Below are 21,094 nucleotides of genomic sequence, written 5' to 3'. Positions count from 1 at the left end.
CATAGAGTACAGAGGTGGTGAAGCGTGACGGCGCCGAGGCCGAACTATGAACTATTGACACTGCTGCAGCAGTTCACCGTGGAGACAGACCGCTACGTGGACGCCGTCAGCGGAATCCATGGTCTGCACCGGACCGATATGAGCGCCCTGGCGTTCATGGTCCAGTCCGCTCGCACCGGACAGAAGGTCACTCCGGGACGTCTTGGCGAGGCTCTGAACCTCAGCTCACCGGCGACGACGGCGCTGGTGGCCAGGCTGGACCGCGCCGGTCACGTGACCCGCCAGCGCAGTGACGAGGACCGCCGCCAGGTCCGGCTCGCCATGACAGACCACGCACGTCAAGTGGGCAGCACGCTCTTTAGTCCGCTGGCCCGGCATCTGGGCGATGCGCTGGAGAACTACAGTGCGCAGGAGCGGGAACTGGCGCAGCGGTTCCTGCGGGACATGATCGAAGCAACAACTGCCGCCCGGGAGGACATTCCCCCGGCCTGACCGCGGGATTCCGCCGTCGAGCCCGTCCAGACCCCGGAGTCGGTATGCTGATTCCGAAGTCTCCTGCACGAAATGTTGGACGTCGCCTGCACCGCTGTCTCCCACACGTCGTCAAGGTTCAGCGGCGTCCGCGCTTGGAGGCATGACCTTTCGTCTTCCCTCCGGACGTCTTGGCGCCCCTGCCGGCACCCTTGGCACCGCGGACTGCTGAGCCGCCGGCCGCCGTCGTAGTCTTTTTTGAACCTTTTCCCGAGCGGTCTGCGGCACCCTTGCCGCTGACTCCGCCCCGAATCTTCTTCGGCGCGGCATCCTGGGCGGCCTGAACGGATGGCTGGCGCGAGCTTTGCGCCGTCCGCCCCCGCACCACGCCGATGAATTCCTCGATCACAGGATCCATATTCCCCTCCAGCCAGGCGAGGCCGATCTGCGGCTCTACGACTCCCGTCACCGGGCGCGAACGCAGTGACCTGCGGCTGAACTGGCGTGCCACGGACATCGGCAGAATCAGAATTCCCAGCCCGGCCTCCACCAGGTCCAGTGCGGCCTCCAAGGAATCCATCGCCGGCAGCGGTTTCCGGGCTCCGTCCCGAATCTGGTCCGAAATATCCCGCCACTCGGGAAAGAGATCCGGGTCCTGCAGCAGGTATTCCGCTGCCAGCTCAGTCACCGGCACCTCGTCGAAAACGGCGATCTCGTGATCCTTTGGCGCCACTACCACAGGAATCTCGGCGTAAAGCGGAATAACATTCAGCCCCGTGCGGTCCACGGGAAGCCGAACGAAGCCGATTTCCGCTTCGCCGCGGTGCAGCACCGCCACCTGGTCCGCTTCGGACACAGGCGAGGCCAGCAGCGGGCATTGTGGCATGCGGTCCTCCCAGCGGCGGATCCACTTGCCTGGAGTCACTCCCGGCACAAAGGCTACGGTCAGAACTCGAGATTCAGGCACCTGAACACAGTAGCGCACCCGACCCGAGGCCGGGCCAGTAAATGCGCCATGCTGCGTGCACATGCCCGATCAAGGGCCCTCCCGCTGATGACGGTGCGTTGGCTACGGCGCATGGTACCCAATGCATTTGGCTTGGCGCGGTGGGCACGGCGGCGCATTGGCGCGGTGGCGCTGTGTATGCCGCGTTAGCGCGGTGCCTAGCCGCGGTGCATGGGGTGGCGCATAGGGCGGCGCATAGGGCATGGTGCATTTGTCGTTACATGGTTCAGGGTCGACAACGCGGGCGGACGTTGGATTACCAAGACCGCACATCATTATCCCCAACCCAAATGTGTACTATTATTCTCCTCCGTCAGCGCGTATTATGGTATACATGTTCGATACATTGAGTTCCGGTTCCGCAGGGTCCGCACACAACGCGGCCGGCACACCCCCGGCTTCGACCCTCGGCACTGCCCACTCGGGCGCCCGAGCTGCCGCCGGAGCGGGTGCTCGCTCGGGCGCCGCTTCCGCGGGCGCCGGTCCTGTTGCTGCCGGTCCTGTTGCTGCCGGTCCTGTTTCTGCCGGTCCTGTTTCTGCCGGTCCTGTTGTTGCTGGTCGGGTTGGGATGATTGCGGGGTGGATCACTGTTTTGGCGGGGATGGATCCCGAGGACGGGGATGACGGGGAGCGGATCGGGTTGCTGCGGGTGATGGAGGACCTCAAATCCGCTGCCTGCGCGGGGCAGGCCCGTACCGCTGCCGCGTTCGACGCGTCCCAGCGCCGGGCGCAGGCCGGGGCGGGTATCCCGGCCGCGGAGCTGGGCAAGGGCATCGGGGGGCAGATCGCGTTGGCGCGGCGGGAATCCCCGCAGCAGGGAAACCGGCTGCTGGGCCTGGCCCGGATCCTCGTGACCGAGATGCCGCACACCCTCACGGCCCTGAGCAGCGGGCTGCTCAATGAGTGGCGGGCGGTACTGCTGGCCCGGGAGACCGCGTGCCTGAGCGCCGATGACCGGCGCACCGTTGATGCCGGGCTCGCCGCCGACACCGGGGCGCTGGCGGGGATGGGGAACAACAAGCTCGTCAACGAGGCCAAACGGGCCGCGTACGCCCTTGACCCGCAGTCCGTCACCGCGCGGAACGCGAAGGCCGAAAACGACCGGCACGTCAGCTGCCGGCCCGCGCCGGACACCATGACGTACCTGACCGGGCTGCTCCCCGTCGCTCAGGGCGTGGCCGTGTACGCGGCACTGGCGAGGGAAGCGGATTCCCTGCGCGCGTCCGGAGACGGACGCGGACGCGGGCAGATCATGGCCGACACCCTCGTCCACCGCGTCACCGGTACCCCCGGCGGGATCACCGGCGTTGAGATCCAACTCGTCATGACAGACCGGACCCTCTTCCAGGGCGACAGCGAACCGGCCTACCTCCCCGGCTACGGCATCGTCCCCGCGCAATGGGCCCGGAACCTCACCCGCCGCACCCACACCAACAGACCCACCAACAGACCCACCAAACCCGGTGGATCCGCCGGCAGCTCCGGCGGGGAGATGCCGGACGCGGCGATGCCGGATGAACCGGGGATCCGGGTGTCGCTGCGCAGACTGTTCACCGCCCCGGGGACCGGGCAGCTCGTCGGCATGGACGCGAGGTCCAGGTTCTTCCCGCCGGGACTGCAGCGCCTCATCCGGACCAGGGACCAGACCTGCCGGACCCCCTACTGCGACGCGCCGATCCGGCACGCGGACCACATCATGCCACACAACCGCAAAGGCGCCACCAGCGAAATCAACGGGGAGGGAACATGCGAACGCTGCAACCTCGCCAAGGAAGCGCCCGGCTGGTCCTCCATCCCACGACCCGGACCCCGCCATACCGTCCAAATCACCACCCCCACCGGACACACCTACCAATCCACCGCACCCGCCCTACCCGGCACCACACGAACGGGAGCCGGCCGGCCGGGAACGAGAACCACCGCCAAGAGAAAGAAATACTTCCGCCAAGTCGTACCCGGCCGATTCTCGTCGCCCTAATCCCGGGTCCCACCGCCGGAACACACCTCAGGCGCGGATTTCAACCAACCCGAGACGGCTGTGCGAGCCGATGGAGCACCCCACGAACATCGCCCTTGGTCTGCTCCCCCGAGGCGCACCAGGCCGAGTGCTACCGCTGCTGAATACCCCCCGTACTCTTAAGGCATGAGTTCTGAACCTTCCGCCCAGTCCATGAAGCCCGAAACAGCTGCCAAGAAACTGGGCATCTATCTGCCGGCCGCGCCTGCCGAGTTCCGGGACAACGCTATCTCCCGTGGAGATTTCAAGGCGTTGCAGGAGAATCCGCCGGTATGGCTTGAGGAACTGCGACGTACCGGGCCGCACCCGCGACCCGTCGTGGCGCAAAAGCTCAATATCTCTGTCGGCGGGCTCAACCGATCGGAGATCACCGAGCCGCTGACGACGGCGGAGATCACCGCGCTGCTGCAGGCCCCGCCGAAGTGGCTGGTCACCGAGCGCACGGTGCACGCGAAGGCACGCGCGGAAGCCAAACTGGCGAAGGACCGAGAGGCCAAGCGTCGGCCCAAGAGCTGACCGCTGAAATCAGGTTCTGATCAAAGCTTGGGATCGACGATTTCAGCCGCCAACGTCTAAACCGTCGTCGTAATTCCGGTGTATCGTTTTACCTCTTTGCAAATCGTATGCACCCGATGCCCTCGTTGACTGCATACATTTGAACTTGGTGAAGATGACTCTCATTTAGTTTTTGGCTTACGCGTTTGACCTCGATGAAGGCGACAAGTTGCTTGTCGATTCGGACACCGTAACCGGCGAGTAGTCCTGCTTAACCATGTATTCCGTCGTTAGGTCCCGGAATTTGTCGTAGCCAAGTCTCTCGCAGAGCATGTCCGTGATCAGGAGGCGCGTGTCGCCTTCATTCGCATCTCTGGCCACCAGATCTTGAAGAGGCTTCGCAAAGCGGCGGACGGCCAATCGCACCTGCGCCCGAGCATCCGATTCCCATTTTGGCTCCTTAGCGCCAGCTGGTGACTTAATCTTGGCCACAAGCGTCACCGACGCTTCTTTCGCGGCGGCCGCACCGATCGACGGATCCGCATGGGTCGCAACGACTTCCGCCGGAGTGACTTCCACGACTGGCTTCAACTGTAGGGAGGCGACATCGGGCAGCTTAATACTTTGAGTTGGCGATATCAATGGAGCGGCCAACTCATCCGGAAGCTCAAGGTGCGGCCGCAATACCCAAAAGCTGCCTGCTTCAGTAGCCATTGCATTGTAGGAAGCCAGGGCTCCAGCATCAGCCGGTCGGCTCCGGCGATGTCGGCGCTTTCGCAATTGACATAGCCTGAAGATCGGCGAGCTTCGGGACTGCATGTCCCGGCTGGCTGCCACTTCCGCCCAAGCCGCCAGCGCTTCGAGCCTGGCTTGCGCTTTGGAATCCAGATTGTTCTGGTAATCCACGTAAAATTCCCCACACCGTTTCCATCCCAGTTCACAAAGGTCGGATCGAACCTTGAGCCGCGCACCAATTTTCAATTCAGCTCAGCATGCACTGGCCCGCAACGCTTCCTCCCAGATTGCCGAGTTCGGCACCCCGCCACCGAAGAGCTGACCAGACGAATTCCGCCCGCGGAATAACTGGCTCCCGAACAGTACTTGTGAGCTCCGGCATTGCTACTGTTGTAGGTGGATTCTGGGGGAGTTTAGCCCTAGGACAGTAGCATCCCCAGCTGCCTGGCACGCTGGTACAGACTCAACACTCTAAGGAGCCCCGACAAAGCGTGTTCGTCAAGACATTCGGCTGGTCGATGGTGATCACGGTCGCCGCACTGATCCTCGCCTTCATATACGGCGGCCCCAGCGCCGTCGTTTTGTGCGCGATCCTCGGCGTGCTGGAAATTAGTCTCAGCTTCGACAATGCGGTGGTCAATGCCCGCATCCTCGAGAAAATGAGCGACTTCTGGCAGAAAATCTTCCTCACCGTCGGCATCCTGATCGCCGTCCTCGGTATGCGCATCCTCTTCCCACTGCTGATCGTCGGCGTCACGGCCAAGCTGAACCCAATCGAAGCGATCGATCTGGCGCTGCAGAAGGGCGACATTCACACTCCCGGCAGCTACGCCTACCTGCTGCATGACGCGCACCCGCAGATCGCTGCCTTCGGTGGGATCTTCCTGCTCATGCTCTTCCTTGATTTCATGTTCGAGGATCGTGACATCCGCTGGCTGACGTTCCTGGAGAAGCCGCTGGCCTTGATCGGCAAGCTCAACGGAGCCTCCCTCGTCGTCGGGCTCGTTGGCCTGGTCATCGCTGCCCAGTTCGCCGGCGACAAACAGGGTCAGGTACTGATCTCGGGCATCCTCGGCATGGTCACGTACTTCCTGGTCACCGGGCTCGGCGCCCTTTTTGAGGTCGACGACGAGGACGACGACGGCGAGATCGATCCCGAAGAGGTAGCCACGAAAGCGGAGAAGATCGCGCATCCCAAGGGCGGCGCCGGCAAGGCCATAGGCCGGGCTGCGTTCCTGCTCTTCCTATACCTCGAAGTGATCGACGCTTCGTTTTCCTTCGACGGCGTCATCGGTGCGTTCGCGATCACCTCAGACCCGATTATCATCGCACTGGGCCTTGGCCTGATCGGCGCGATCTTCGTGCGCTCCTTGACCGTATATTTGGTCCGGCAGGGCACGCTGGATGAATTTGTCTACCTTGACCACGGAGCGCATTGGGCCATCGGCGCCCTCTCCGTGATTTTACTGATCACGATCGGCACGGAGATCAATGAAGTCGTCACCGGGTTGATCGGCGTCGTCTTCATCCTCGCCGCATTCCTTTCTTCCATCCGGCGGAACAAGCGGCTGACCGGTCGGGAAAACTTGAAAGAAGTCCACGTAAGCAATTAATGAGGAGACTAAATCATGGGTTTGAGCCTGCAGAAGGGTCAGTCGCTATCACTGACCAAAAAAGACGGCGGCGCGCTGACAAGGGTCCGCATGGGACTGGGCTGGGACTCCGCGGCCCCGGTTAAACGCGGCATTTTTGGACGTGCCAAGGCAACCGAAATCGATCTGGATGCCTCCGCCATCTTCTTTGACGCCTCCGGCAAGGCCATTGACGTGGTCTGGTTCAACCAGCTGGCCAGCAAGGACGGTTCCACCCAGCACACCGGTGATAATCTCACCGGCGCCGGCGAAGGGGACGATGAGACGATCCTGGTGGACCTGTCTAAAGTCTCACCATCGGTGAGTCAAATCGTCTTTGTAATCAGCAGCTATAGCCAGCAGACCTTCGACCTGGTGGAAAATGCGTTCTGTCGTCTCGTTGATGATTCCACTGCCGGCTCTCCGGAGGTAGCCCGGTACCAGTTGACCGATTCCGGCACCCATACCGCCATGATCATGTCCAAGGTTTCCCGGGAGGGCACGGGCTGGCAGTTCAAGGCGGTCGGCGAGCGCGCCCAGGGCCGCACGGTCCAGGACCTCGTCGCCCCTGCGGCGCGTTATCTCTAAACGTCTGAACAGGAAGGAATTTTCATCATGGCAGGCCTGACTCTTTCCAAGGGCAGTAACCTCTCGCTGACGAAGACCGATCCCGGGCTGAAACGGGCAATGGTCGGTCTGGGTTGGGATCCCCGCACCACGGCCGGTGAGGCCTTCGATCTGGACGCCTCCGCGCTGCTGATCGGTTCCAACGGCAAGGTCCGCTCGCAGGATGATTTCATCTTTTACAACCAGCTGCAGGCCAAGGACGGCTCGGTGGTGCATCAGGGCGACAACCGCACCGGTGCGGGAGAAGGCGATGACGAGCAGATCCTGATCGATCTGAGCATCCTCGCCGCGGATGTGGAGCGGGTTGTCATTGTCGTCTCCATCGACGAGGCCGAAGCGCGCCGGCAGAATTTCGGCCAGGTGCGCGACGCATTCTGCCGCGTGGTAAACCAGGATTCGGATCAGGAGGTCGTCCGCTACGACCTCAGTGAAGATGCTGCTGCCGAAACCTCCATGATCTTTGCGGAGATCTATCGCAATGGTGCGGAGTGGAAGTTCCGGGCCGTGGGCCAGGGCTATGCCACCGGCCTTCGCGGCATAGCCACCGATTTTGGGATTTCACTGGACTAAGGAGACCGGCAATCCGCTGGTCTCCCCCATCCACCGATAATTCATGCACCTTGTAGTCCCCGCAATCTGCAATATCTATCCATAGGAGTGTTCTCATGGCAGGACTGACGCTTGAAAAAGGAAACAACCTTTCCCTGACCAAAGCCGATCCCGGACTAGCGCAGGCAGTGGTCGGGCTCGGCTGGGACCCGCGCACCACCAGCGGTGAGGCCTTTGACCTGGACGCCTCAGCGTTGCTGGTAGGTGCGGACGGGAAGGTCAGGTCCTCCGATGACTTCGTCTTCTACAATCAGCCGCAGGCCAAAGACGGGTCGGTCATCCACAAGGGAGACAACCGGTCCGGCGAGGGAGCGGGCGACGACGAACAGATAGCCATTGATCTGACGCTGGTGGCTGCCGACGTCGAGCGCGTGGTTATCGTGGTCTCGATCGACAAGGCCGAGGAACGTCGGCAGAACTTCGGCCAGGTCCGAAGTGCTTACTGCCGCGTTGTGAACCAGAGCAACGATCAGGAAATCGTCCGCTTCGATCTGAGCGAGGACGCCGCTCCGGAGACCTCCATGGTCTTTGCCGAGATTTACCGCAACGGCTCGGACTGGAAGTTCAAGGCAGTCGGGCAGGGCTACGCCACAGGCCTTGCCGGGATTGCCAATGACTTTGGCGTGGTTCTGGGCTAGATTTTGCCCTAACCCCATGCTGTAATCACGCGGGGCTGTCCGCTGCCGGTAAGGCAGAGCACGGCCCCGCAGCTACCAGAAGAACAGGCTGGCCAGACATATGACTTCTCCGTTGACTCCCCCCGACACTATGGACACGGCACTGGTGTTGCGCGCCCCGGACGCGCCGGCCATTGTTGAGCCCGACGACGCTCCGGGCATGGTTCCAGTGCCGCAGGAACGCCAGGTTGAAATCCATCGGCAGGCCAAGGAGTTTGTCTCCGAGCTTGCCGAACTTGACCCGCGCAGCCCCGAGTTCACCACGAAAGTGGAGGGCATCTCCAAGCTCGCTGGTTCGGAGATGACGCAGTCCAGCGGGTACTCCACCCGCATGCTGGAACGCTCCTCCACCTCAGTCGCCGGGGCAAAGCGCAGCGGCAACAACGCGCAGGTGGCAGTCGCCGGCACCCTTGGTGAGCTGCGCTCCACGGTGGAGGACCTGACCCCTAATCAGGCCGATCTGAGCGTGGGGCGAAAGATTCTCGGCTTCATCCCCGGTGGAAACAAAATGGCCAAGTACTTCCAGAAGTACGAGTCAGCCCAGACACAGCTGGACCATATCATCAAGGCCCTGATGTCCGGCCAGGATGAGCTGCTCAAGGACAATGCGGCGTTGGCCGGCGAGAAGATCCAGCTCTGGGAAACCATGCAGTCGCTGAGCGAGTACGCGGTGTTTGCCAAGGCCCTCGATGCTGCCTGCGTGGAAAAAATCGATGCCACCCGCGCAAAGGGTCAGATCGAGGAGGCTCAGAAGCTCGAGGCGGACGTGCTGTTCCCGATCCGGCAACGCCACCAGGACATCCTGACTCAGCTCGCTGTGTCCGTACAGGGTTATCTGGCGATGGATCTGATCCGCAAGAACAACTTGGAACTTATCAAGGGAGTGGACCGCGCCCGCACCACGACCATTGCGGCGCTGCGCACGGCCGTCATCGTCGCACAGGCCTTGGCCAATCAGAAGATGGTGCTGGACCAGATCGACGCGATCAACACCACCACCAACAACATGATCCTCAAGACCAGCGAGATGCTCAAGGATCAGACGGTCCGGATCCATGAGCAGGCTTCCAGCTCCGGCGTCAGCGTGGAAACACTGCAAAAGGCATTCGACAACGTCTTTGCCACCATGGACGCGATCGATACCTTCCGGGCCACAGCCGCCAAAAACATGGAAGGCACGGTATCCGCTCTCGAGACCGGTCTAGAGAAGGCCAAACCCTATCTGGAACGCTCGCAGCAAAACCAGAGGGGCTAAACCGCGGGGATGACAACAGGTGGTGGAACGGTGATAGGGAAATTCGTTGGTTCTCTCTTCAAGAATCCTCCCGCGGCGGCGGGGGTTGTTCCGGAGAGCCGGCAGAGCGAGGTGGAGGCCGACGACGCTCGCACGGCGCGTTCACTGGATCAGTTGCGGACGGATATCCGCCGCGCCGGGGCCGTCCTGCCGCCATTGCTGTCCTCCCAACTGCGGCAGATTGATGATCTGCTTCGCACCGTGATAGAAGTGGTCGCCGCGCAGAACGCGTCCACCGAGCAGCGGGTTCTGCTGGACGCCATGATCTCCGACTACATCCCCACCCCGCTCCGGGCCTATCTGGCCATGACGGACACGGACCGGGCGGAGCATTCCCGGGCCACCGGACTCTTTGTTGAGCAGCTGACCACGCTGGAGGCGACGATAAAGGACCTGCTCAATCAGATCCGCACCGGTGCCTTCGCCGAGCTGTCCACGCACGGCCGGTTCCTCGCCGACAAGTTCGCCGAGCCGTCCCTGCGGTTGGACGGTCAATAGTGGCAAACCTGGTTCCCGGGGCCAACGCGGCCCTCACAGCGGAAAACCGTGGGCTGAGCAAGGTGCTGGTCGGACTCGGGTGGGATACCGTCCCCAGCCGCGGGCCGGTTGCGGAGCTCGTACCGATGGCGGTCATGTGCAATGATGCCGGCAGTGCACTTTCCGGGGAGTACCTCGTGTTTTTCAATCAACTGGTCAGTGCGGACGGATCGGTCAGCTTCGCCGGCGAAGACGATCAGGAACAGATCGACGTCGATCTGGCCCTGGTACCGGCCGAGGTCGCGAAGATCGCCTTCATCGTTTATGTGGACCCCGACGTCCGGGGCCCCGGCACCTTCTCCGCCGTCCGCTCTGCCTATATCCGGGTTGCCACCGTGGAGAACCGCGAACTGGTCCGGTTCGAGGTCCCGCTCAGCAGCAACGACAACATCAACGCGATGATGTTCGGTGAACTTTACCGACACCGCGAAGACTGGAAGTTCCGTGCGCTGGGCCAGGGTTACACCACCGGACTGGCAGGCGTGGCCAAAGACTTCCGGGTGGACGTCTAGCCGATGCCAGCGAAATCTTCACCCGTCCGCACGGACATCGGGTACCTGCGGCGCCGGATCAAAGCCGTGCCCGCTGCGGTGCAGCTTAGTCCGGCTGACCAGAGCACGACGGCGGCTGACCAGAGCACGGCGGCTGCCGGCCAGAGCCTGCCGGCAGCCGCCTCCGGCGGCGCTGGCCTCAGTCTCAGCCGCGCGGTACCCGCGCGTCCTGCCGGCGGCCGGCCTACCTCCGTTCAAACCCAGCCCTTTCCCGCCCCTGGCATCGGTGAGGTCACGGAACTGAACCTCCAAGTGCCCATGCTCCGGCTCAACGGCCGGCAGTCCGCCATCGGAACACTCATCGTCACTGGGGCGTCGGCCGTAACATGGGAAAGCTCCACGCATATTACGGGTGCCCTTACGGCCGATGGCCACTTCGCCGGCACCCCCGTTGAAACCTCCGGCAACCGGTCGCTGGTCGGCTATGCGGGCCGGGACGCCGTGGTAACCCTGCGGCACGTCCGGGAACTGCGGCGCGCGCTCTTCATCGGCCGCGGACCCGCGACCCTGGGCGCGCAGATTTTCGACGGCGCCAGTTTCACCTTGCCACCGCGCGACGGTAACCGGATGTTCATCCTCTCCTTGCTTCGGGTGGATAACCTGCTCGAAATGCGGGCCGAACCGGTACCAGCCGGAATAACTGACCAGGACATCTGGCAGGAATTCGGTTTCAGCATGACCCGCCGAGTCACCCTTCAAGGGAACAGGGGCAGATAACCCTTCATGCACCATTTTAATTTCCTCAGCGAACGTCAGGCGTCGCGTCTCTTTTTTGCCCGACCGCAGACGCTGACGCTGGATTCCGACCCGAACCTTCTGGCCGTCGCGCTGGGCGCCACCCTTTACGCGCCGGCGGACCGGCCGCAGTTAGCCGAGGATGTTGCGAAGCAGGCAGCCCGAGGCTGCCTGAGCATGGTTCTTTGCCTCGAAGACTCCATCGCGGACAATGTGGTGGACGCGGCCGAAGACAACGTGGTCCGCACCTTGGAGCTCCTCCGTCAGGACTCCACTGCTGGTGCGCCGGAGCATTCGGGCCCCGGGGCGGAGCACGCGGGCCCCGGGGCGGAGCACGCGGGTCCCGGGGCGGAGCACGCGGTTTCCGGGGCGGACCGGCCGATGCTCTTCATTAGGGTGCGCACGCCGGAGCAGATGGTGCGGCTGGCGCAGCGCTGCGGCCCGTCCCTGGACGTTTTGGCTGGCTTCGTCATCCCGAAATTTGAAAACGAGACGGGCCGGGCACAACATTTCCTGGACGCGCTGCACCGGGTTCACGCCGTCCATGCCCAAGCGCAGGCAATAGTACTGCCGGCGACACACACAGGGGCACCGGGGACGGCGCGGCGGCTGCGGATCATGCCCATATTGGAATCTCCTGTGATGATCCACCGCGAGACCCGCTCCGCGGCGCTGGCGAACATCCACTCCGTCCTGCAGGCGCACCGCGAGGATATCCTGGCGGTCCGGCTTGGCGCGACAGACATGTCCAGCGCGTTCGGACTGCGCAGATCGAGAGACCTGACCATTTACGACGTCAAGGTCGTGGCCTCGATGATCGCCGATATTGTCAATGTGCTGGGCCGCCGGGAGGACGGTTTTGTCATCTCCGGCCCTGTTTGGGAACACTATGCCAACACCGAAAGGCTGCTCCGGCCACTGCTGCGGGCCACGCCGTTCGCGGAGTCCGACGATGTGGAGCTGCGGCAGCGCATTCTGGTGGCAAACCTGGACGGGCTGATGCGCGAGATCGCCTTGGATCAGGCCAACGGTCTGCTCGGGAAAACGGTCATCCATCCAAGCCACGTGCCGCTGGTGCACGCGCTCTCCGTGATTAGTCATGAGGAGTTTCTCGATGCCGGCGAGATCGTGGGCAACAGCGGCGGTGGCGCGGCAGCCTCGCCCTACGGAAACAAGATGAATGAGATGAAGCCACATCAGGCCTGGGCCCAGCGGACCCTGCTCCGCGCAGCGGCCTTCGGCGTCGCCGCACCGGACGTCACCTTTGTCGACTTCCTGGAAGCGGGGATGAATTGACGCCGGTCTGGACGGGCGATTGCGTGCAGCAGGAGCTTGGCGTCCGGATTGAGTCCGCCGGGGGGAGCCTGATGGAAGTGAAGGATCTGGTGGGGCTTGCCCTGCGCCGGAATCCGAAGCGTGCCCATCTGCTGGTGTCCCGGGTCCTGGCCAAGCATGTGCCCACCGTCCCTTCCCTGGCCATCGCGGCCGGCATGCTGCTCGGGGCGATGGTGGCGGAGCGGCTCGCGGGCCCTGCGGAGCACGGCCCGGCGCTACGGAGCGCGGCGGAAGCTTTAGCGGCCGCACTGCGGTCCGCTGACGGCGAAATACCCGCCACAGGCGACACCAACGGCGACACCTTGACCGGCAGGAGAACCGACGACGGCGCAGCCGGTCCGCCGCGGGAAAAGCCAGCGCCGCGGGAAAAGCCAGCGCCGCGGGAAAAGCCAGCGCTGCGGGAACTGCGGGAAACCCTCGCCGCGCTGGCGGCGAACCATCCGGACGTGGTCACGATTGGTTACGCCGAGACGGCGACCGGCCTGGGCCGGCTGGTCGCGGAGGGCATCGGTTCCTACTACATCCACACCACCCGTCACTTGGCCGCCGGATCCCACTCGGTTGCAGCCTTCGAGGAAGGCCATTCGCACGCGACCTCGCACCGGCTGCTGCCCACCGATGACCGGTGGCTGCGCCCTGGCGGCATCGTTGTCCTGGTCGACGACGAGCTCAGCACTGGCTCGACGATCATCAACACCATCCGCGAACTGCACGGGCTTATGCCACAAAGGGAATATATTGTTGCAGCGCTGGTGGATCTGCGCACAACCGGGGACCGCGAGCGCTTCGACGAGCTGTCCGCTGCGCTTGGTGCGACGATTCGGGTGGCCGCATTGAGCAGCGGGCGGATCAGCCTGAGTGCGGACATTCTGGCCCGCTCCCGGGAATTCATCGCCGCCCTGCCGGCCCCGGTGGCTGCCATGACTACCGGGAAGGAAGTGGCCGAACGCCAGGGCTCCATCTCGTTCTTAAGCATCGGCACGACCGAAATCGCTCCTATCCGCAGCGACAGGTTCGGCAATGAGCCGCCCGCCACGGCCAGCATTGCCCTGCCGGCCGTGGCGGCGATTACGGCGCATATCCGTGCCGACGTCGCGCAGCGCACGGGCGTAGCGAAAATGGCCCAGATGGACACCACAGCGCAGCGGGATCTTCAGACGTGGCTGCAGGAGGGGATTTTGGTCTTGGGCACCGAGGAGTTCATTTCGCTGCCCCTCGCGGTGGCCGACGCGCTTGACGAGCACTTCCCGGTGAAGTTTTCCACCACCACCCGCTCCCCGATCGTGGCACTCGACCGGCCGGACTATGCCATCGCCAGCTCCATCGGCTTCGGCAGCCATGACCAGACCGAAGATGGCCCCGGACCCCGGTTTGCCTACAACCTGTCCCGAGATGGACTCCGCTTCGGTAGCATCATCCTGATGCCCGAGCCCGGGACCGATCCGGCTGTGCTTTCCGGAACCGGGAGCATCACCGAGGCGCTGAGCGCTCTTTGCCGTGACGTCGTCGTCGTACTCCTTCCTGCAGCATCCCCCGCCACCGCGGCCAGCAATTTCAGACAAGGACCCCATGCCCCGCACAACTGATCCGACCGGCCAGCAGGAACTGCCCGTCCCGCTTTCCGGACCGGACTTTGGCTCCTACCCGGCCGAGGACGTCCGCTGGCTGCTGACGGACCTCGGTGATGCCAGGCTGGAAGCGCCCACCGGCGAACGGGAGCAGGCCATCCAGAGCGGGGCAGCCAATTATGCCGAATCCCTGCCGGTTGAATACACCCCGAGCGCCGAATATCAGCAGCTCTACCGCGACGCCCTGCAGCGCTCGGGCCGGCGGATCGCGGAGGCAGTGGGCACAGTGACGGATCTGCTGCTGGCCGCCCGGGAACAGCAGCCGGTCCTGGTGTCGCTGGCCCGCGCCGGTACACCGGTGGGAATCCTGATGCGGCGCTGGGCCCGGGAAATCCGCGGCATCGAGGTGCCGCACTACACGATGAGCATCGTGCGCGGCGTGGGGGCTGACGAAAACGCCCTGCGCTACTTGGCCGCGCACTACGACCCGGCCAGGATTATCTTCGTTGACGGATGGACCGGGAAGGGCGCGATTGCCCGCGAGCTCTCCATCGCCCTCCAGCGCTTTGAGCAGACCGACGGGGTCACCTTCAACGACGACCTGGCCGTGCTGGCGGACCCGGGACACTGCGTCGGCCTGTACGGCACGCGCGAGGACTACCTCATTCCCTCGGCCTGCCTGAATTCAACAGTCTCCGGCCTCGTCTCCCGCACTGTGTTCAACCGCCGGCTGATCGGCCCGGGAGATTTCCATGGCGCAAAGTTCTACGCCGGTCTGCGTGGCAGCGACGTCTCGGGGCAGTTCCTGGATACCGTGTGCGGCCACTTCGGCGCTGTCCTGTCCGCCGTGGACCGTGCTACGAAGCTCGCCGCTGCCCAAGCATCGCAGGAACGGGCGCCCAACTGGGCCGGCTGGAAAGCCGTCGAGGACATCAGCCGCGACTACGGCATCAACAACGTCAACCTGGTAAAGCCCGGTGTTGGCGAGACCACGCGCGTACTGCTGCGCCGGGTGCCCTGGAAAATACTGATCCGACCCGAGGCCAGAGCCGAGGTGACACACGTGCTGCTGCTGGCCGAACAGCGCGGCGTGCAGGTGGTGGAAGTCCCGGACCTCGCCTACAGCTGTGTGGGACTGATCCACCCGCTGTTCACGAAGGGCGCCACCGGTGCCGACGGCCGTGCAGTCGCGGCCACGCTGTGACCGGCGGACCCCTCCCGGTGCTCTTGGCCTGCGACCTTGACCGCACACTGATCTACTCGCCCAAAGCATTTTGGCTGGACGTGCCGGACGAGCAGGCCCCGCCGATCGTCGTCGTCGAGCTGTACCAGGGCGTCCCGATCTCCTTCATGACCCGCACCGCCGAAACACTGCTGCTGGCGCTCAGGTCGGCGGCGACTGTGGTCCCAGTGACCACGCGGACCGCTGCCCAGTACCGGCGCGTCCGGCTGCCCGGGCCGGAGCCGGAGTATGCCGTGACCACCAACGGCGGCGTTTTGCTTCATCACGGCGAACCGGATGCGCACTGGCACGCGTCGATCGCCCGCCGCAGCGCAGCCCGTTGCGCTCCGCTGCAGACGGTGGAGGCCCTGCTGGCCGATCCTGCGTTTTCCCCATGGATCCTCAAACTCCGCCATGCCGAGGACCTGTTCATCTACGCGATTGTTGACCGTGCGGCCATGCCAGAGGACTTCGTTGCCGGGCTGGAGCAGCAGTGCATGGCGCTGGGCTGGACGGTGTCGCTGCAGGGCCGCAAGCTCTACTGCGTGCCGCAGCCGGTGACGAAGAGCAGCGCCGTGGCGGAGGTGCGGCGGCGCACCGGCGCGGGCACCGTGATTGCCGCCGGTGACTCGTTACTGGACCAGCAGATGCTGGCGGAGGCCAGCATCTCCTTCCGTCCCGCCCACGGCGAGTTGGACGACGGCGGCTACCGCAGTGCCAACCTCACGGTTACCAATGCGCGGGGCATCATGGCCGGCGAGGAGCTGCTGCTGCGGATGGGCCGCCTGGTCCATCAGATCCAGCAGGGCCAGCAGATCCAGCAGGGCCGGCAGATCCAGCAGGTCTGACGGAATCCGGCGCCACTGACTCAGGTAACCTGTCCGGGCGCCGGCGGAGGGCAAACGGATTACCCGCTCCACCAGGAGGTGTAGATCCGGCCGTCATTCCCGCAGACAAATACGTCCAGATTGTTCCCGGTCCTGGCCACTGCCGACAGCGGAGCCCCGTTGGGGAAGAACCCGCCAATCGAGCGCCAATTATCGTTCACGCCGGACCAATCCACACCCGCATACCACCACGAGGTGTACACCCGACCGTCATTCCCGCAGACAAACAGATCCAGGTTGTTCCCGGTCCTGGCCACCGCCGAGAGATGAGCCCCGTTGGGGAAGAACCCGCCAATCGAGCGCCAATTATCGTTCACACCGGACCAATCCACACCCGCATACCACCACGAGGTGTACACCCGACCGTCATTCCCGCAGACAAACAGATCCAGATTATTGCCCGTGCGGGCCACTGCCGCCACCGGCGCACCGTTGGGGAAGAACCCGCCAATCGAGCGCCAATTATCGTTCACGCCGGACCAATCCACACCCGCATACCACCACGAGGTGTACACCCGACCGTCATTCCCGCAGACAAACAGATCCAGATTATTCGCCGTCCGGGCCACCGCCGACAGATGAGCCCCGTTGGGGAAGAACCCGCCAATCGAGCGCCAATTATCGTTCACGCCGGACCAATCCACACCCGCATACCACCACGAGGTGTACACCCGACCGTCATTCCCGCAGACAAACAGATCCAGGTTATTCGGTGTCCGGGAAACCGCTGACAGATGAGCCCCGTTGGGGAAGAACCCGCCAATCGAGCGCCAATTATCGTTCACGCCGGACCAATCCACACCCGCATACCACCACGAGGTGTACACCCGACCGTCATTCCCGCAGACAAACAGATCCAGGTTATTCGGTGTCCGGGAAACCGCTGCAACCGGAGCCCCCGGAGGGAAGAACCCGCCAATCGGGCGCCAGTTGTCCTGCACTCCGGACCAGCTTTGGCCGCTGGTCCACCAGGAGGTGTAAACCCGTCCGTCATTGCCCACGACGAAAAGGTCCAGCTGGCCGGGAAAGCGGGACACAGCGCTCACCGGCGCACCCACGGGGAAGAAGCCGCCGAGCGCAGCCCAGTTGTCATTGACCCCGGACCAGTCATACCCGCCGTAAATCGATCGGATGCCGGCAATATCATCGTTGGTCAGTTCTCTGCGCGGGCCGCCATAGTAGGCATACATCACGGAATCCTTGACGTCCGAATGGTTCAGTCCCAGCCCGTGGCCCAACTCATGCAGTGCAACGGTCGGCAGGTCTGTTCCCGCTGGGGGCAGGTTTGTGCTCCAGGTCTCCGCCTCGTCGAAGTGACAGTCTCCGCCGATCCCGTTGTCTCCGGGTCCTGGGGGGTAGAAGCAATGAGCCAGAACATTGCCGGCGGTGGTTCCCGCGCCGTCAAAGGGATACCCGTCACCGTGGTCGCCGGAATAAAAGCCGACACGGATGTCTCCGTCGCCACTTCCGGCAGCCTTTTCGGTGATATGCAGCGGCGCGGCCGCGGACCAGCGGTCAAAGGCTCCGCGGATTGTTGAACGGATGTCGGCATCCGGCAGATCGGGGGAAAAATTCGTGTGGGAATAGGTGACGTTCAGTCCCGGCCATCTGGTCCCGCCCACCACGAATTGGCCCAGTACACTGACGTTGTCCGGGACACCGCACCGTGGTTGCTTCATCAGCGCCAGTGTTGGCTGGTCCACCTGTCCGGTTTCGGCAAGGCCGTAGGTGCGCTGATACAACCGAACGGCTTCCTCAAGACGGGAATCGAAATGGGTAGGATCCGCTGGCGCCTGAGCCACGGCCGGCTGCCACCCTGGATATCGTTGCGCCAGTTGTTCGTTCGGCAGGTAGCCGAATTTTTCGAGATAATTATAGGTCCGCTGGACATCCGGCCCTGTGTCCCCTGTCCGGACCAGCCCCACGGGAAGATAGGATCCCATGGGCTGCTGAACTGAATTCTCCGGCATGTCATTGTCCTTTACGGTGTTTGGCTAGTTCTCCTGTGTGCTCCCACCGTAGGGATGAAGGAGGCCGCCGTCATGAGCAGAATGTTGCTCATTTTCGCGGGAAAATATTCCCGCCAACTCCTGCCGGCGGGAGACGGCCAGCTTGTCGTAGATGTGCGCGACGGTGTTGTCGACGGTTCTGATCGAAATAACCAGTTTCCCGGCGATACTCCGGTTGGTCAGTCCAGCGGCCACGAGCCGCGCAATTTCCGTCTCCCTGCGGGTAAGCCGCGCTGGTTCGCACAACGCGTCAAGCGCCGGGGTCCGGGCCCCTTCACAATGCGCGGCCCAGCCACGGGCGCGGCGCGAGGCCTCGGCGGCGGCGCTGGTGCGCCCAGCCCGAGCGTGTGCCCGGGACGATTGCGCGGCTGCCTCAGCCGCGAGAAGTACATAGCCGCAGCTATGGAATTGATCCGCGACTGTGCCAAGGGCTGCACTGTCGTCGGCTGCGAGCGCAGCACCATGGCGCACATAGAGGTCAGTTAAGGGGCCGTCCACCTCGGCAGCAAGCTCGGCGAGCCTGCCATTAGCCTTCCACGGGCCACCGAACCGTACGGCCTGATGCAGCGCCAGGAGTTCCCAGCCGGATTGCCGGTCCCGCTGTGCACGATCCGCGGCCGCCAACGCCAGCGAGATGCCGTGCTCAATCTCGCCCTTGGCCACAGCAACCCAGCCGGCCGTTGAGCCGCCCCAGACATCCAGGGCGCCAAGCCCTGGCCAGGCGTAACGATTGGCGGACGCGAACGCTGCAGCGGCGAGGGATGAATCGTTCAGCTGGGCGGCGGCGCGGGCCAGATGGTCCCAGGCAAACCTCATGCTCCATTCCCGGTATGGATGGGAATCATCGCCCACCACGGCCAGCGCTGTTCGGTAGTGCTTGGCGGCGGTGGCTGGCCGCCCTCGGGCGAAGCCCAACTCGCCTCGCCAGACGCTCCACATCCCCGTTCCGATCCGCCAGCCGGCCTCCACGGCCCGGGCGTACGCCGTCTCGATTATGCCCTCCGCCTCCGATAGGCCACCGGACATAATTAGCGCACCGGCGAAGGCGGACTCGGCCTCGTCCTCGGACATTGACCAGTCGCCGTGGGAGGTCCCCCGGTTGAGCGCGACGGCCTGCCGACCGTACTTCAGCGCATCGTTGATTCGACCTTGCACTGACATGGCTTCCGCATAGACCACCCACTTGCGCACCACTGTGGCCGCCGTCGAGCCGCCACCATCCTCGGCAATTCCCGCAGCTGCTGCCACGGCTTCCTCGGGGAGACCCGCGTAGGTCCGGATGTTCGCGCGCTGCACGGCAATAACATCACGGCCTTGAACAATCCGGTGCTCGGCACGGTCCAAGACCGATTCCGCGTCGGCGGGACGCTTCAATCCGAAAACCAGATTCCAGGCGCGCGCGGCTGCCAGCTCTGCCCGATCCCTGTCAGGCAACTCCCGCTTTTCCATCTCGGCCAGTAACGCCTCGCCAGCCGCGGCGCTGCCGCGCAGCACCAGCGTCCGGGCCAGGACCGTTTCAGCAGCAACTCCGCCGTTGGCTTTCACCGCAGCATCAGCCAGACGGGTGGCCATCTCCAGGTCAAGGGCGGCCAGCGAGCGAATGGCACCTTGGACCAATACGTGTGGTTCGGAAGGGACACCGGTCATCAGGTGCCAGACGGCACGGCGCAGGATCTGTTCCCCTCGAACTGCCGGGTCGGCGGAGCGCAGCAAGGTCTGCGCGACTGCGGCCCGCTGGAGCGAAGTGGACAAACTGCGGGCGACCTCCCCGTACAACGGGTGTCCGAGCCGGATCACGATGCCCTCAAGCGTTGCTTCCGAGCGGACCAGTCCGGACTTTTCGGCGGCGCTGACGGTCGGTGAGCGGATGCCCGCCCGCGTTATGGTTTCCACGCCCAGCGGCTCGCCGAAGGCCACCAGATCCACCAAACGGCGAACGTCGCGGCTCGCGCCGGTAAGCCGCTGGGCAACAAATTCGATCAACCGTGGCGCCGCCGAAACGGGTCCCGACCAGCGCCACGAGCCACGGCTGCACGATAGTTCACCGGACTCGATCCCGCCGCGCACCAACTCACGCACAAAGAGGGCGTTTCCCTCGCTCAGATGCCAGAGCTTAGCTGCCGAGACGGGATCAAGCGGACCGCCAAGAAGGGAGCCGACGAATTCTTCGGCGTGGAGGCGGGTGAACGGACCAATAGTTAGCCGCTCACCGAGTCCGTCCTTCCAGATCGCCGTGATCGCGTCCGGCGCTGTGTCGCTGGCCCGCACGGTGCTGACGATGAAAGCGGTTCCTGTCACCGCCAGATGGTGGATTAAGGCCGCGGAAGCATCATCGAGCCGCTGAGCGTCGTCAACCACGACGACGGGCGGGACCGTCCCGGGTCGGGTGGCCATCCACGCCGCGGTCCGCCGCAGCAGCTGGAAGCGGTCCAACCCGGCAACGTCCGGCACCAGATGGGAGACGGCGCCGAAGGGTATGGTGGACGCCGAGGCAGTTGCAGCGACCCAAAACACCGCTCGGCCGAGGCCTGCTGCCCGGTCTAGGACAGCCCGGGCAATTCTGGTCTTGCCAACGCCCGCCGCCCCGATGAGAGTGATCGACCGAGTCCCCCCGGGAGCCATCGCATGCCAGATCGCGGACAGTTCCGTCTCCCGGCCTACAAAGTCGTCGCTCATGTCTTAGCCACT

At 64.0% G+C, this 21,094-nt stretch carries 19 protein-coding genes; 15 read left to right on the top strand and 4 right to left on the bottom strand.

What is annotated here, in order from left to right; genetic code table 11:
• Nucleotides 1-24 precede the first annotated feature (24 nt).
• Complete coding sequence (locus ACLLJI_RS00850) at nt 25-492, top strand: MarR family winged helix-turn-helix transcriptional regulator (protein ID WP_434616793.1); 468 nt, start codon at nt 25-27, stop codon at nt 490-492.
• Nucleotides 493-610: 118 nt separating this feature from the next.
• Here the strand turns inward: ACLLJI_RS00850 and ACLLJI_RS00845 are convergent, their stop codons facing one another.
• On the bottom strand, nt 611-1,438 hold the full coding sequence (locus ACLLJI_RS00845; protein ID WP_434616791.1) for a substrate-binding domain-containing protein: 828 nt from the start codon (nt 1,436-1,438) through the stop codon (nt 611-613).
• A 607-nt stretch (nt 1,439-2,045) separates the two neighbouring features.
• On the opposite strand from ACLLJI_RS00845, the gene ACLLJI_RS00840 reads away from it, so the two are divergent.
• Together ACLLJI_RS00840 and ACLLJI_RS00835 are read left to right on the top strand one after the other, a co-directional pair.
• Nucleotides 2,046-3,455: a DUF222 domain-containing protein gene (locus ACLLJI_RS00840; RefSeq protein ID WP_434615760.1), complete on the top strand. Its 1,410-nt coding sequence runs from the start codon at nt 2,046-2,048 to the stop codon at nt 3,453-3,455.
• Between the two features lie 192 nt (nt 3,456-3,647).
• A complete protein-coding gene (locus tag ACLLJI_RS00835) occupies nt 3,648-4,010 on the top strand; it encodes a DUF5997 family protein (protein ID WP_283561528.1) in 363 nt (120 codons plus the stop codon).
• Nucleotides 4,011-4,187: 177 nt separating this feature from the next.
• Here ACLLJI_RS00835 and ACLLJI_RS00830 read toward each other — a convergent pair whose 3' ends face one another.
• Complete coding sequence (locus ACLLJI_RS00830) at nt 4,188-4,895, bottom strand: hypothetical protein (RefSeq protein WP_434616790.1); 708 nt, start codon at nt 4,893-4,895, stop codon at nt 4,188-4,190.
• A gap of 320 nt (nt 4,896-5,215) precedes the next feature.
• On the opposite strand from ACLLJI_RS00830, the gene ACLLJI_RS00825 reads away from it, so the two are divergent.
• The 12 genes from ACLLJI_RS00825 to ACLLJI_RS00770 all read left to right on the top strand — a co-directional run bounded on the left by ACLLJI_RS00825 (nt 5,216) and on the right by ACLLJI_RS00770 (nt 16,358).
• On the top strand, nt 5,216-6,337 hold the full coding sequence (locus ACLLJI_RS00825; RefSeq protein ID WP_434616787.1) for a DUF475 domain-containing protein: 1,122 nt from the start codon (nt 5,216-5,218) through the stop codon (nt 6,335-6,337).
• A 15-nt stretch (nt 6,338-6,352) separates the two neighbouring features.
• On the top strand, nt 6,353-6,943 hold the full coding sequence (locus ACLLJI_RS00820; RefSeq protein WP_283561490.1) for a TerD family protein: 591 nt from the start codon (nt 6,353-6,355) through the stop codon (nt 6,941-6,943).
• Between the two features lie 27 nt (nt 6,944-6,970).
• A complete protein-coding gene (locus ACLLJI_RS00815; RefSeq protein WP_283561489.1) occupies nt 6,971-7,552 on the top strand; it encodes a TerD family protein in 582 nt (193 codons plus the stop codon).
• Nucleotides 7,553-7,647: 95 nt separating this feature from the next.
• Nucleotides 7,648-8,229 (top strand): TerD family protein, encoded by a 582-nt coding sequence (locus tag ACLLJI_RS00810; protein WP_283561488.1) that lies wholly within the window; start codon nt 7,648-7,650, stop codon nt 8,227-8,229.
• A 100-nt stretch (nt 8,230-8,329) separates the two neighbouring features.
• A complete protein-coding gene (locus tag ACLLJI_RS00805; RefSeq protein ID WP_283561487.1) occupies nt 8,330-9,523 on the top strand; it encodes a toxic anion resistance protein in 1,194 nt (397 codons plus the stop codon).
• Nucleotides 9,524-9,532: 9 nt separating this feature from the next.
• Complete coding sequence (locus tag ACLLJI_RS00800) at nt 9,533-10,060, top strand: hypothetical protein (RefSeq protein WP_283561486.1); 528 nt, start codon at nt 9,533-9,535, stop codon at nt 10,058-10,060.
• Nucleotides 10,060-10,611, top strand: coding sequence for a TerD family protein (locus ACLLJI_RS00795; RefSeq protein ID WP_283561484.1), 552 nt, complete (start codon nt 10,060-10,062; stop codon nt 10,609-10,611). The genes ACLLJI_RS00800 and ACLLJI_RS00795 overlap by 1 nt, the downstream gene beginning before the upstream one ends.
• Nucleotides 10,612-10,614: 3 nt before the next feature.
• Nucleotides 10,615-11,367 (top strand): hypothetical protein, encoded by a 753-nt coding sequence (locus tag ACLLJI_RS00790; RefSeq protein ID WP_283561483.1) that lies wholly within the window; start codon nt 10,615-10,617, stop codon nt 11,365-11,367.
• Nucleotides 11,368-11,373: 6 nt separating this feature from the next.
• On the top strand, nt 11,374-12,681 hold the full coding sequence (locus ACLLJI_RS00785) for an HpcH/HpaI aldolase/citrate lyase family protein (RefSeq protein WP_434616780.1): 1,308 nt from the start codon (nt 11,374-11,376) through the stop codon (nt 12,679-12,681).
• A gap of 23 nt (nt 12,682-12,704) precedes the next feature.
• On the top strand, nt 12,705-14,306 hold the full coding sequence (locus ACLLJI_RS00780; protein ID WP_434616777.1) for a phosphoribosyltransferase domain-containing protein: 1,602 nt from the start codon (nt 12,705-12,707) through the stop codon (nt 14,304-14,306).
• Entirely contained in the window at nt 14,290-15,492 is a 1,203-nt protein-coding gene (locus tag ACLLJI_RS00775; protein ID WP_434616774.1) for a cysteine protease StiP family protein, read from the top strand. Before ACLLJI_RS00780 ends, ACLLJI_RS00775 begins: the two co-directional genes overlap by 17 nt.
• Nucleotides 15,489-16,358, top strand: coding sequence for an HAD family hydrolase (locus ACLLJI_RS00770; RefSeq protein WP_434616771.1), 870 nt, complete (start codon nt 15,489-15,491; stop codon nt 16,356-16,358). Before ACLLJI_RS00775 ends, ACLLJI_RS00770 begins: the two co-directional genes overlap by 4 nt.
• Before the next feature lie 59 nt (nt 16,359-16,417).
• Here the strand turns inward: ACLLJI_RS00770 and ACLLJI_RS00765 are convergent, their stop codons facing one another.
• Both ACLLJI_RS00765 and ACLLJI_RS00760 read right to left on the bottom strand, forming a co-directional pair.
• Nucleotides 16,418-18,367 (bottom strand): matrixin family metalloprotease, encoded by a 1,950-nt coding sequence (locus ACLLJI_RS00765; RefSeq protein WP_434616768.1) that lies wholly within the window; start codon nt 18,365-18,367, stop codon nt 16,418-16,420.
• A gap of 24 nt (nt 18,368-18,391) precedes the next feature.
• Nucleotides 18,392-21,082 (bottom strand): LuxR C-terminal-related transcriptional regulator, encoded by a 2,691-nt coding sequence (locus ACLLJI_RS00760; protein WP_434616765.1) that lies wholly within the window; start codon nt 21,080-21,082, stop codon nt 18,392-18,394.
• Nucleotides 21,083-21,094: the final 12 nt, after the last annotated feature.

The sequence above is a fragment of the Arthrobacter sp. A5 genome (assembly GCF_051131705.1).
Classification (GTDB): domain Bacteria; phylum Actinomycetota; class Actinomycetes; order Actinomycetales; family Micrococcaceae; genus Arthrobacter_M.
The sequence above is the reverse complement of the archived record's forward strand: the minus strand, read 5'-3'. Positions and strand labels throughout refer to the sequence as shown.